We start from the raw sequence: 13,337 nt of genomic DNA on the forward strand, positions 1-13,337 counted from the left end.
AGCCACCAGCCACCAGCCACCAGCCACCAGCCACCAGCCACCAGCCACCAGCCACCACAGAACCTTCCAGCAGACCAAGTAGGGTAATCACAGCCCTTAGCCACTTGAAGCCAACAGAGAGGCAAACAACGAACGGTAGGGCTATCCCCCTTATCAATGAGCTCCACAGGGAAGGAGAGAAATACACCTGGCCACGACAACCCAAGGGAAGAGATCTCTTATACACCCCGCTCGATGACAGCTAAGGTAGCTCGCTTCTCCCGCCCATACTCGCAAGCTCGCAAGGTCGGGAACCCTAGCCCACACCAATACACCGCTCAGGCTCAAGAGCTCACCACGGCCTCATAGCTACCGCTACTTTTCTCCCGTTCATACTCGCAAGCTCGCAAGAACGGGAACCCTAACCCACAGACCATAGAGAACCACATACAAGCTCTCGCCTTTTCTCGCTATCGTTTCGCCAACCCCCGCTCAACGAAAACTCCAAAAGGCTCGACTCCAATTCAATGCTCGCAAGCTCGCAGGAAAACCATTCCCCCTTGCTCGCAAGCTCACAAAGGGAACCCGACACAACACCGCTATGCTTCGCTCAGGTTCGCAAGCTCACCACAGCTACACATAGCTCCAAAACCAGAAGGGCAAGGCTTCACATACCCCAATAATCGAAACCCCATACAGGTCAAAACAGAAGCTTGTAGCAAAGACACCTAACCCCATTGCTATCAATGAAACCCATTATTGAAAGCAATACAGACCCTTCAAAATACGACCAACACGAAAACCTTCAACACCATTTGAAAGCAAAAACAGAACCGACATAAAACCACTGCCAGCTTTTTCAATTCTGGAAGGTGGATGGAATTCTTTTATTGATATCAAAATATCTGTTGTTGAAAGTAATTTTGTATTGCTAGCAAAGGTATATATTTTGTTAACAATATACACACCAGTAAGCTAAATATTGACTCCAAAATGTATAAACATTTTAAGAAATGAAGAGCTAAAATTTAAAGGTCGGTTGAAAGGTTTTTTGTTGAAAGCAAAGAGGGGATGGTAAAAAACACCTATAAAATATTAAAAAAATGCATCGAGACTTTTCAATCTTCGGCTCCTGAAGGAACCCGCAGGAACCAGAAGGAACCTACAGGAACCCGAAGGATTCTCACGGAACCTGTAGGATACTCAAAAATCCTTAAAGAACCTTCAGTTTATCGTTTGAGGTATATATTTTGAAGGTGGTATATTTGTTTTCAATAAGGGGTGCTGAAAGAGGTAGGGTATATATTTAACGAAAATAATAACACTACAATTCCGATAATCCATTTCTCAATAACTAAAAAGGGTTTATTAAAAGGTATATATTTTATATTCACTATATACTTGGTTGAGTTAACAAGCATTCGTAAAGTCTCACATAGTTAACCAATTAAACTAAGTAGCCATTATTTCTATAAATGTCCGAATAGGGGATATAGGTTTTTATTTTATCAAGTTGATTAACATACAATAAGAACTTTTAGTATTCAGAAAAAAAATACCAACATAATCACTTTAAGCCTAATAGGGGATAGTGGTTTTTTATATCTAGTGGTGTTTTCCTAAAAATGATGTAAGTATGTTTTCTGTAAATAGCATTCCTTGATTATGTTAGTGTTTACTAACTAAGTTTGTTGGTATCTTTGGTTTTAATAAGAGCAAGGCTATCTTTTTTCCCCTATTCGCTTCGCTCATAGTTGAAAAAAGAACCACTTCGTTAGTCTCGCCACTTCGTGTCTCACCTAACTTCGTTGCCTTGCAAAGGGGCTCCGCCCCCTTGACCCCCAAAAACATAACCCCATTTTTGCCCCCAAAACCCAACACATTCAAATAATGTTTTCCGCCAAAAGGTTTAGCGGTATATACGTTTTTGCTAACAATCCAAGGTGGATTGTAATACAGCATTAAAAGCCAGTTTGTGATATAATGATATTATAAAGTTGAGGCAACTTTAAATTGCAGTCAAATGTTATTGAAAACAAATTATGTTGCTTTCAAAAAAAATAGAACTTAACACGATTATGATGCTCATATTATTAAGAGTTAATAATAAAAACAATAAAGGAGAATGTGTCTGATGGAACAGAATACAGTTATTAAAGAGAAAGCAAAATACCAAAATGTAAAAATTAGGGTTAATCAAAATGAGTATACATTGATTAAAGAGATTATCGGTGATGATAAAGTATCAACACAGATAAGAGATATGTTTTTAGACGAACAAGAATTTGCTTTCAAAAATATGCCAAAGATAAATCGAAACCTTTTAAGAGAGGTGGCGATGATAATCAACAATGTGAATCAGATTGCTAGAGCCGTAAATGAAAACAAAGGTAGAGCCAGAGAAGAAGAAGCTTTGTTTTCAATGGAGTTGTTAGCAACGATAGAAGAGCAGGTTAAGGAAATCCTTCATAAAAATATTGTGAAGGTTAAGGGGCAGAGAGATTTTAAAAAGTTGATATCAACTAATGAAACAATCCGAGAATTTAATCCCATCAATGAAAATAGAAAAAGAGAAATAAAGATATGCTTCAATGAAAAACAGTATGAGCAATTGATATCAAAGTCTGAAAAGCTTGATGGTAAACCAGTTGCTAGAGTTATGAGAGAGTATTTTATTTCACAGGCAGAGAGAGTTAAAAAAGCGATTCCACCAGCAAGATATGAAATGGTCGCAGACCTAAATGAAGCAGGCACCTATTTAAATGATGTTGCAAGAGGTGTGAATGAGAGAAGAAAGGCAGGTGTAAGTTTGGTTCTTCATTCTGTGATAGTGCAACTAGAGTTTATACAGGGAATGATAGAGGCAATACACAACAAGGAGGTTACAGAATGATTTTTCGATATTTTCCATACGGTAGTAAGACATTTGCACTTAAATGTAGGCTTACTGGAAACAGAGGTGGTTTTAATGCTGTTGACTACGTTAGAGGTAATAAAGACCATGAAGGTCACGATAGGAAAGTTCTTCCTGAATTGATGAAGGGAGATTCAGACCTGATGGTTAATATTTTGGATGAAGGAAAGTATGCCAACGAATATGTATCAGGTGTATTAAGGTTTACTGAAAGAGATTTGAGTAAAGACTTCCTTCATAAAATAATTGAAGAACACGAACGAATGTCTTTACCTGGATTAGAGCCACACCAATATGCAAGCCTATGGTATCTACACAGAGATAAGGATGATATTGAGCTTCACTTTATTTATTCAAAAGAAGAGTTGACGACAGGTAAGAAACTTGCCCCTTATGTTTATTATAAAATGGGTAGCAAAGATAAGAACTGGGATTATTCTAAAATGGATCACTGGCAAAATGCTATCAATGCAGAATATAATTTAGGTGACCCAAAGCACCCCTATAATAGACAGATAATTTCAGAGGCAGATATTAGGCTTCCAGAGCCAACAGCTAAAAGCAAAGAAGGTATTGATGAAGAAATTTATAGACGTATAAAAAAAGGTGTTATACAAGACAGAGAAACATTGCTATCTGAGTTGGAAAACATAGAAGGAGTTATTGAGGTAAGCCGTGTTACTAAAAAATCAATCAGTGTAAAGGTTAAAGATAGAAAAGCACCTATCAGGTTAAAAGGAACAATCTACGAAGAAGGGTTTGTAGCTGAAAACCTAACAGCATCTTTTTCTACCAACCTTGAGAAAGAAGCTGAAGCCTATGATGCCGACAGAGAAAACCGAGCTAAGAGGGAAAGAGCCGAGGCAGAGAAAATATATAGGTATCAAGCCAAGGTGAATAAAGAAAAGTTCAAGCCGAATGAAGGCAAGGTTTTAAAAGCTGAATTCTATGCCCTTATTGACGACAAGATCCTTGCTGGCGAGCTTACTAGCCGAAAGCAGATAGTGGAGCATCTAAAGGCTCAGGATAAGGTAGTGGAAGTTGTAGACACCCACAAGCACCATATCAGCATCTACTACGAGGGTGGAGCTAGACCGTTCAGGATGGAAGGTGAGCCATACCAGAGGGAAGGCAGTATTGATAACTATCTAAATACCTTACTTGGCAACAAAGCAGACAGTGACCAAAAGATTGAGGAAAGAAGAAGGGAAGAGGAAGAGTATTATTTTAGTAGAGAGTTTGGAAAACTGGATTTTGTGAGATTAAAAGACACACGTTGGAATGAGTTTGCAAAATCAATTGATAATATGGAGAACTTAAAAGAACACTTGAGTTCAAATAATGATATAATAGTGTTGAATCAAAATACTGATAACGTCAAATCAAAGATTGAAGCTAATAGTGATATGACAGAATTTGATTTATCAATATTCAGGGCTTATGCAGAAGACCCACATTTCGAAATTAAGGAAAACAAAAATAATCATAAGGAGAAAGAGTATGACACAGATAACAAAGCAGATAGACAAAGAGCAGAACGAATTATTAGAGAGCTTGTCACTAGACAACCAAAAAAATCTCTTTCAAAATACTTTAAAGACACTTTTGACGGAATTAAAGGAGCAATCCAACATTTCAGCAGAAGTTATAGACGAAGTTTCGAAAATTTACGATCAACTAGACGAAAGATTGTCAGCAGTAGAGAAAAATCAGCAAGTATTGATGAAGCATTTAAACACACTATCTCAAACTTTGAGAGAGAAGTTCTAGCCCTTCAAGAAAGAAGAGCCAAATATCAGCCAGAGTCTAAAGACAATGGAATTAAACCAAAGTTTTAATAAATTCTATTATCAATAACTAAAAGCCACTTTAACTAAGTGGCTTTTTTTGCGGTGGCTTCGCCACCTAGGCTATTGAAGATTAAATTATTCGGTTTGTTGTTAATAAGTCATTTAATTATTGACTTATATAAATATTATGATATAATAATCTAGTCAATCCAAGTTGATTTTTATTTTTTAGTAGTGGTGTCCTCAGTAATATCCGTTGCTTCCAACACCACTATGGGAAAGCCACCTTTTATAAGGTGGCTTTTTTTATTGTTTTTGCCTGCAAAACTGGATCTATTTAAAGATTGTGATATAATTATAAGTATAGATAATCAACAGAGATAAAGACTATGTTCCTAATAAATCAATACGGCCATTACTTTGAAGTTGACTCCAATCTTGATATAGACTAAAAAGCTTTCCATGGTTGTCAGTTTTTTGAAACAGAAAAAGCTATGCTTGAAAAAGTTTGCCAGCAACAAGACCTACAAATGGATGAAGTAGAAGGAGCAACCTTCTTCGTTACTAAAAAGTCTGGTGTGATTCACATCATAGATAACCGCTGTGATTCTGAAGAAGTTGAAACAGAAGTAGAAGCCTTTATTAGCGAATATCAGTTATAAAACAATAGGTCGCCCGAAAGGGCGACTATAAGCAGGGGAACACGATGAATATTGAAAACAAGGTTTACTCAGTTCTTGCTAGCAATTCTTGGTTCGTTGATATCAACAACATTGAAGCCAACTACGTAGAATTCCAGATTACCTTTTCAGGCAAGGTATTCAATCGTGTCCTGAAGGTGCGAGAAATTGAGGGTAAAGACCTTGTTGCTTTCAAGCGAAAGGCTGTTGGCTTCATCGAAGATATTACGGCAGAGGCAAGCGATGCACTCCGCTTCGAGAATCTACCCCAGCAGGACTTTATCAAGATGGTTGACCTAGTAGCTATGGCATTCGTGGAAGCCCTAGAGGAAGCCTACAGGGAGCGAGAGAAGCAGGTAGCTTAATAATTCACACAGATAGAACCCGAAGCCCGCACCCAGCGGGCTTTTTGTCGGCTTGAGGCAGGCATAAGTCCCTAGCTGTCTTCGCTACAAGCTATGCTCATAGCTGGTATGATCTGGTAATACATTCACTTAGGTAGATAGTCCTTATGACCAGTAAACACCTTCAGGTAAAAAGACACCATCACCATGTATGGGGTAAATATATGAAGCGGTGGTCATCAAATGATCAAGATGTCTATATAACGACGAGACAAAAGAAAATTATTTCTCATAGTGTTGGCGATATTGCTTTTGTTAGTGATTTTTACAGGGTAGGCTACTTAAAGCAAGAACATATAGATTTAATAAAAAGCTTTTCTAGTCTTGCAGATAAGGAACTTCAAAAGCAACATATGCTAAATCTAAGTGAATTTATATTAAAACAGTTTCTTGAGAAAAAATACAGAGAAAGCAATATATACGATAAAGAAATAGAGCAAATTATTGAAGCTATGAAGGGAAATGGTATTGAAAATTACCACACAGCCCATGAAAACGAAGTTCAACATATATTAGAAAGCCTTGCCAATAGAGATTTATCTATTCTTGAAAATGGCGAGAATATGTTAAATTTCATGCAGTTCTATGCTCAGCAGTTTACTCGAACTAAAGCATTTAGAGATAAAGTTAAAATGGCTTGCTCAGGAGCCAATGATATTGCAGGAAAAAAAATTAGTAAGACATTAGAAGAAAGCTGGTGGTTTCTTAGTTATATGTTCGGAATGACTGTAGCGGATTCTTTATATGATTATAGAAAAAGAGATATTCATTGTTTATTAATCAATGAAACTGATATGCCGTTTATTACCTCCGATCAACCTGTAATCAATGCTTATCAGAAGATGAGTGATGAATTTAAACCTCCTGAAGATCATGAATGCGATCTTTATTTCCCGATATCGCCAAAAGTAGCCTACATGATAAACAAATCGAATCGCTTTCCCCGAGGCAAGGTAGTTGTAACGGAAGACATTGTAGAAGAAATGAATATAAGAATAGCGAAGTCCGCGAATGTCAATATCATTTCAAACAGTGAAGAATCTTTAAAGCCCTATCGAAAGTATGTAGGTACATGGCACCAGAAGGTGAAAGACAGCTTAGGTGGGAAAGCATAGGCCAGTGGGCTAGGGTAGGCTCAGAACAAGACGATCCAAAGCCAGGTCCCCACATTGAAGACAACAAGGGGTATGGAACAATTGCCAAGCTCACGGCCAATAATGAGAAGAGGTAATGCTCCTTTAAGTTAAAGATTATCATTCGTATCAAAGAGCAATCCAAAGAGCCTCGCTTTCAATACCTTCCATATAGCCTATAGCTTCAAGAATACGAAAACTAATAGCTATAGGTTATTTATCTTCAAATCTGGTTAAAATTTGATCAATTTTAGGCTTCGCACAAGCCGTTTTCTCTACCTACCCCGACACTTATCCTTCCCTAGTCTTAAAATGGCTTACAGACGATTTTAGAAGCATTGTGAGCGATGCTTGATAGTGACCGACAGAAGCAATAGAAGAATAGAAAAGCTTCTTTACACCCATATTTGCACCAAAACAACATTATTTTCACCTATTTTGATTGTAATTATTGATCGTGATTGCTTATATCAATAGCCAAAATAGATCAAACATTTTTTTTAGTAAAAATATTTTCGGTTAAGTGACTGATAATGATCATGTTAATTTTTAAACTCGCACGGATTTACGAAAATAGTCATATTTAGGGCTTGACAGATCAAAAAGTAACCGTTCCACAAAATTGACTTTTAGTTTGTAAAAGGCTTTAATGCTTACCAATTCAACAGCATTCAAATTCAAACAGAGGATATATGGAATTAGATTATGAAATTGAAATAGCAGAACCCAGAAAATTCATGTTTGATATCAATATTAAATTCGTTATTGATGACAACCCGCACACAATTAGAATAGAAGACGTGTTAGGTGGTGATTATTATTGGGATAGCTATCAGCTTATAGATCTGGATGCAGTTATTGATATAACTATTGAGCCAGATAAAATCTTTGGTTTTAATAGAAATCCATTTAAGCTGATAATCAGACCAGAAGATTTTGAACCATACAATTTTTCTACCTTTAGGACGTTGACTCTAATTGATAGCAAATATAGCTATATTGCTCTCAACAAATTGAAGTCAAAAATTGATACAGGTGATGACAAAGAGCTTGAGCTTTTTAAGTTATTAAGAAATATAGTAGAAGTCGGTTTCTTATTTTTAGAAAAATACATTGAGAAGAAACAGGTAGAAGAAAAATTTAGCAAGAATACTAATTCAATAACTGAAAGGGGAACTGCATGAATTTAATTAAAGAAAAATACCCGGAATTACTCCATGAGATGGGTTCTACTGTTGAAGTCAATGAAAACATAGCTATTGAGATAAGTGAGAAAGGCAATGTATTTAGCTTCGCTTACCCTTGTGATAGGTATGGCTCATTTATGTCGATGACAGTAAAGATTCGGCGGGACGAAGCAGTAGAGGGCGATATAGAGGCATTCATTGATTACCTGATCAAGAAAATTGCTATTATCGAAAACAAAATCTTTAATCAAGAAGAAAAAGCAGTATTAAGAACAGAACTTCAGGAATTTGTTATGGGTGAAGCTGAAGAGCATATCAATAGGCATTGTATTCCAGATGATGATGAAGAAGATGAAGATAGAGTAATTGATCAAGATGAAGCGAGAGCTTCATTTGAAAGAGCTTGGGAAGAGCTTGATAACTTAAAAAAATAGTAACGAAAAGAGGGTAGTATAGTGCTACCTTCTTTAAATAAAAGGAGAAAATATGACAAAAAATAAAGAAAAAGAGGAATGGTTTATAGATTTTACTTCAGATTTTATTATTGATGAATTTTATTATAACAAAGTTAGTATTCATCACTTGAAACTTGTTATTGCTAGTCGTGTTAAGCACAGAGAGTTATCTAATAAAATATTTAAAGCAGTTTGTTCTAAACTCGCCTTAAATATAGAAGCAGCATAATTTAAATATTAAAAGTAATAAAATGGTTTCAACAATTCCGTTGAAGCCAATAGAGAAGCTTTGTCTTCAAAAAAGGGGAACTATATGAAAAATGAAATTATGAAACATAGTGAATTTAAAAAAGCAGTAAGCCTTCTTCAGGATGATATTATGTTAATTGAAGCTAAAGGTTCACTAAATAATATGCAGATTATTTTTAATTATAAAAATGAAAAGATGACTGCTGTTCAAAGTATAGAGCATTTTGATATTTCATTTGCTAGTGACAGTAATCTTTATAAAAGAGTAGAGAAGATGGATGATGATGAAGTAGGCCATTTTCTAGAACTCCTTTCGAGTGCTGCATATTTAGAAGTAAGTAATGAAGTAATGCCTAAAATCGGTTATTTAGAAGATTTTATGAGTATTGAAATGAAAATTAAATTTACTCCTTTAATGCAAGAAGCTATTTAGTCTGTAGAAAAATATTTTTGTAATAGATACAAAATTAATGGGCTTCAGTAATTCCGATGAAGCCCAAAAAATTAGGAGAATAATATGGAAGATGAAGTTTATGAATTTATCAACGAAACCCAAGTTGTTTTCAAAGATGAAGACACCGTAAATATCACCTATAAAGGGGAAAATAAAGAAATTGAGCTTATGATAGGTGCTGGTGGATATTACCGTCCTAACACCAGAGAAGTGCTTCCATACAAGCTTATAAACGACATATCCGAAAGTTTTATAGGGGAAGATAAAGAATGTATCAATAAAGCACTTCGCACAGCAGAAGATTATATTTTTGGAATGATAATTAACTACAGTAATTAAATATTATAGAAAAATTAAAGTGTAAATCTAACACAAATAAAAGGAGAACTGTATGAAAATTAAGATGAAAAAAACGAAAGTGGGTTTATCCTTAAATGTTAAAAATTTTGATACATTGGTAGCTGATATTGAAAGTGAAGTAGAAGAACAGTTGTTTAATAAAATAACCGTTAATAGCTTTGAGAGGCAGGGGAGGCGGGGTCTAGTGGTTTCGGAAATAGATAAACTCAGCTTCGTAGCTTCCTTTGATTTTGATAAAAAAGAAATGACATTAAAGGAAGTGTATAACGATAACCATTTTTACAACTTAATAAAAGCTAAGTCTGAAGAAAAGGTAAGAATATTGTTGTTTAAAATTGCCAATTACTCAATAGGCAAGGCATTTCTTCAGGATAAAAGTGAAGATGTAGTTGTTTACAAACCACTTGAAGTAGCCTGATTGCCACCAAACTGAATCAAGGGAGAATAATGTGTTAATTAAAGAAAACGAAGGTTATTTTGAAGTAAAACTTAGTTCCATTACTGAAGAAGATATTGTTAGGGCTATTGATTTTGCTACCAATAATAGTGTAATTAGCGACAGTGATTCAGTTATTCCATACGAAAATATTGAATGGAACGGAAGATCAAAGCATTTAGATCTTTATTTGGAAAATTTACTGTTCCGTATTGTATTCAATGAATATGAAAACTTCTTTTCTTTTGGTGTTTGTTATACGGAAGATGAAAAAGATACGATTTTTTTATATGATTTATTAGGCGATATATATGATATAGATGAAATTGAAGGCTATATGATTAAACAAAAAAATCATCTTGAAGAAATAGCATTAAAGTTGTTTGATAGTATGTCAGATGATTTAAAGAGTAAGGTGAAATCGTGGAAGGTTGAAAAACCGGAGCATACATTTAACAAACATATTAAAGATATTTTAGTGTCTTCACTTATGCTTTATATGCAAGGTGTATACTTTAAAAAAGAGAGAGATGTAAGTTGGATGGAAGATGATTTAAGAGATAATGTTTTATTAGAGGTTGATGATGAGTGTAAGAAACCATTTGATATCAAGAGAGTGTATGATGAGAAAGTGGGGGATGAGAGGATTACTAAGTATGAATATAGAAGGCAGGTCAGGTTTAAATACGAAAAACATATAAGCTTAAATTTAGCTATAAAATACACTTTGGAATACGATGAAGTGGATGATGTATATTGTGTGGATCAGGCTAGTTTCATAGATGAAGATGATAAATATGGTGATGCAGAAGATATGTTGGAGTATATGTTTTTAAAATATTATGAAGGGGAAGTGGGAAATAATGGCCCTTACTATGCTTTTATTGATTCATATATTTTAGAGCAGTTAACAGAAATGTTTGAAGAAGATGTAAAGAAAACAGAGTATAAGAGTGATTTTGGTTATTGAATTAGTAAACATTATAAGTGTTTTTATGATATAATAGTTATCGCATATTTATTTGACTTCAAAGGGGAACTTTTGTTTTCAATAGTTGTTTAATAAATATGCAATCACAATAATAATAGGAGAAAATATGAGTCATAGAATAAATAGAGACGTTGGTTTTTATGGAGGTAATGAGGGTTTACAAGCCAGAGTAACCGTTGACCACAAAAAAGATACCGTAGCCGTTGATTACAAAATAACCCTTGGCGAACGTGAAGATGGTTTATACGGAGTGAAAGAAGCTAAACTAGATGGTGGTTTTATAGAAGATGAATACTATAAAAATAATCCGATAGGTGGTCCTGAAAATACACAATCACCGGAAGAATATTTTGCTGACAACGGTATTGATATCAATGAAGTTAACCAAACAGCAGAGAAATATATTCAAGATAAGGCAAACCCTAACGACTTCACATTTAAAGAAATAAAGGAAGATTTAAAACAAGGAGTTCGTGAGTATTTCAAAGGAAGTGAAGGGGAGAGTGTTAGCACGTTAAAAACAAAGAAGTTTAAAGAGAAAGCACTTACAAGCTTCAATAGCAGTGACAAAATATCTACTGTTATGATTGATATTGAAAGCACGAAAGCCTTAAATGATGTATTTAATAAAGAATTTAAGAAGTGTAAAAAGAGTGCTATCAATAAAGAAGCATATAAAAGTTTGTCAATGTAAATAAAGATTAAGGAACTTTTAAGTATTAAAGTTGTTTAATATATAACCAAAAAATAATAAGGAGAAGTAATATGATAGATAGATACAAAATACAGTATGAGTTAGATAAGTTCGTTTCATTTGCAGGTAGCCAGATTGGTGCAGATATAGCTTACGTGGATACCTTAACAGATGAAAAGCTAGCAGAGGGAAGAATAAAGGTTGATTTTAATAAGTATGGTGAGATTGAAACACCAGCCCTTGATGTTATTAATCAAGCTTCAGAAGTGTTTACTCACGGTGGTTCTGAAGGTGCTATGTATAGAGCAGAAAGACTTTTAGAGAATATCGGTGATGATTTACCTAGTCACGTTCGTTTCAATGCTGTTGAAAACAATATCACACCGAAAATAGAAAGAGCTTTCATAAATGAGTTTGAGGGTGAGTTGGTTGATAAGTTTAACAGTGAGGGTGAAGAAATAGGTAGTGTTAATACTAGCTTTGCTATTTACGAGTTAGATATTGATGTTGATGGAAAACAATACCAAGCTGTATTGAATCTTACCAAAGACGAAGATGGTAAATATAGTGTATCAAAAGATGGTGATTCATATGATATTGCTGGTGGTTTTGATGGTACAAACAAAGAAATCAAAGAAGCTGTAGAGAACGATATTAAAGCACTCTATGGTGAAAAGGCTTATGAAGAAGGTTATGGTTTGAAAGCAACTGAAGCGGTTTTAGATATTCTTGAGCAAAAAATAGATAACAAGCTAGAATCTAATCAAAGGGTAAAAGAACCAGAGTTAGCTAAAAAGCAAAAAAAAGATAAAGGCTTTGGAATGTCAATGTAACCCAAGCAGAAGTTAAAGCCCGTAATTATACGGGCTTTTTTTAACAACAAAAAAGGAGAACACAATGGAAAAAGAATTTGAAATCAAAATCAATAAAGCAACTAGAGATACATTGAGTGCTATATTCAAAACAGAGAAAAGTGACTTGGAGTTATTGCTACCGCTAAAGGATGGAAAACTTGACTTCAAAGCAGTAGAACAAGCTTCTAACTACAGTATCAACCCTGTTAAGGAAGGTGAAGAGTTAGAAAGAGAAATGGCTATTGATTCCAATCTTTTCATAGAGTCGGTTTCACAAGTCATACACGACAGATTCTATAAAGAGATTGAGCTTCATGGAGAGCCTAGAACAGGGCTTAGAGAGCTTGTGGAAGCTGTACAGGGTGATATAGAGAATGACTTTAATAATCAGCTATTAAAGCACCAAAAAAAGCAGAGAGGGCATAACCTTTCAATATAGCTACCAGCCCGTTTAATAGCGGGTTTTTTTATTGCCTGATATAAAGTTTTTTGCTCGAAAAGTGTTAATAAAATAAGTTATTTATTAAATACAATTGATTTATAATAATTATATGTTATTATATTTAAAGGAGTTGATTTTTAATGTTATGGGTATAACTGAAAATAATATTTTTATTAACATATGTAACTCCATTTTCGATAAAATGAGATCACACCCTTTCACCGGCGAAAGTTGATTAGGGTGTGATGTTTAAAATAAAAAGCCACCTTCTTATCGGAAGGTGGCTTTTTTATTGCCTACAATAAAATATTGCTC

General features: G+C 34.7%; 15 protein-coding genes. All 15 read left to right on the top strand.

The genetic code is table 11. From position 1 onward, the window contains the following. Positions 1-2,113: 2,113 nt before the first annotated feature. A complete protein-coding gene (locus tag MLE19_RS17420; protein WP_240719401.1) occupies positions 2,114-2,872 on the top strand; it encodes a plasmid mobilization relaxosome protein MobC in 759 nt (252 codons plus the stop codon). Next, entirely contained in the window at positions 2,869-4,731 is a 1,863-nt protein-coding gene (locus tag MLE19_RS17425; RefSeq protein WP_240719402.1) for a relaxase/mobilization nuclease domain-containing protein, read from the top strand. Before MLE19_RS17420 ends, MLE19_RS17425 begins: the two co-directional genes overlap by 4 nt. A gap of 446 nt (positions 4,732-5,177) precedes the next feature. Next, positions 5,178-5,345 carry a hypothetical protein gene (locus MLE19_RS17430; RefSeq protein WP_240719403.1) on the top strand — a complete coding sequence of 56 codons (168 nt, stop codon included), beginning with the start codon at positions 5,178-5,180 and terminating at the stop codon, positions 5,343-5,345. A 44-nt stretch (positions 5,346-5,389) separates the two neighbouring features. After that, positions 5,390-5,728 carry a hypothetical protein gene (locus MLE19_RS17435; protein WP_240719404.1) on the top strand — a complete coding sequence of 113 codons (339 nt, stop codon included), beginning with the start codon at positions 5,390-5,392 and terminating at the stop codon, positions 5,726-5,728. A gap of 146 nt (positions 5,729-5,874) precedes the next feature. Next, complete coding sequence (locus tag MLE19_RS17440) at positions 5,875-6,882, top strand: DUF4238 domain-containing protein (RefSeq protein WP_240719405.1); 1,008 nt, start codon at positions 5,875-5,877, stop codon at positions 6,880-6,882. Positions 6,883-7,592: 710 nt separating this feature from the next. Beyond that, positions 7,593-8,084, top strand: a complete 492-nt coding sequence (locus MLE19_RS17445; RefSeq protein ID WP_240719406.1) for a hypothetical protein — start codon at positions 7,593-7,595, stop codon at positions 8,082-8,084. Further along, complete coding sequence (locus MLE19_RS17450; protein ID WP_240719407.1) at positions 8,081-8,521, top strand: hypothetical protein; 441 nt, start codon at positions 8,081-8,083, stop codon at positions 8,519-8,521. The genes MLE19_RS17445 and MLE19_RS17450 overlap by 4 nt, the downstream gene beginning before the upstream one ends. Before the next feature lie 52 nt (positions 8,522-8,573). Beyond that, positions 8,574-8,771 (top strand): hypothetical protein, encoded by a 198-nt coding sequence (locus MLE19_RS17455; protein ID WP_240719408.1) that lies wholly within the window; start codon positions 8,574-8,576, stop codon positions 8,769-8,771. Between the two features lie 84 nt (positions 8,772-8,855). After that, on the top strand, positions 8,856-9,224 hold the full coding sequence (locus MLE19_RS17460; RefSeq protein ID WP_240719409.1) for a hypothetical protein: 369 nt from the start codon (positions 8,856-8,858) through the stop codon (positions 9,222-9,224). 84 nt (positions 9,225-9,308) lie between these two features. Continuing rightward, the gene (locus MLE19_RS17465) at positions 9,309-9,584 is read left to right on the top strand and encodes a hypothetical protein (RefSeq protein ID WP_240719410.1); all 276 of its coding nucleotides are present in this window, start codon (positions 9,309-9,311) and stop codon (positions 9,582-9,584) included. Between the two features lie 52 nt (positions 9,585-9,636). After that, positions 9,637-10,023, top strand: a complete 387-nt coding sequence (locus tag MLE19_RS17470) for a hypothetical protein (protein ID WP_240719411.1) — start codon at positions 9,637-9,639, stop codon at positions 10,021-10,023. A gap of 31 nt (positions 10,024-10,054) precedes the next feature. Then, the gene (locus MLE19_RS17475) at positions 10,055-11,011 is read left to right on the top strand and encodes a hypothetical protein (protein WP_240719412.1); all 957 of its coding nucleotides are present in this window, start codon (positions 10,055-10,057) and stop codon (positions 11,009-11,011) included. Between the two features lie 127 nt (positions 11,012-11,138). Further along, positions 11,139-11,726, top strand: coding sequence for a hypothetical protein (locus MLE19_RS17480; protein WP_240719413.1), 588 nt, complete (start codon positions 11,139-11,141; stop codon positions 11,724-11,726). A gap of 71 nt (positions 11,727-11,797) precedes the next feature. Next, on the top strand, positions 11,798-12,559 hold the full coding sequence (locus MLE19_RS17485) for a hypothetical protein (protein ID WP_240719414.1): 762 nt from the start codon (positions 11,798-11,800) through the stop codon (positions 12,557-12,559). Between the two features lie 64 nt (positions 12,560-12,623). Then, entirely contained in the window at positions 12,624-13,019 is a 396-nt protein-coding gene (locus MLE19_RS17490) for a hypothetical protein (RefSeq protein WP_240719415.1), read from the top strand. The last annotated feature ends 318 nt before the right edge of the window (positions 13,020-13,337 follow it).

The sequence above is a fragment of the Vreelandella neptunia genome, from assembly GCF_022489065.1.
GTDB classification, from domain to species: Bacteria; Pseudomonadota; Gammaproteobacteria; order Pseudomonadales; family Halomonadaceae; genus Vreelandella; species Vreelandella neptunia_A.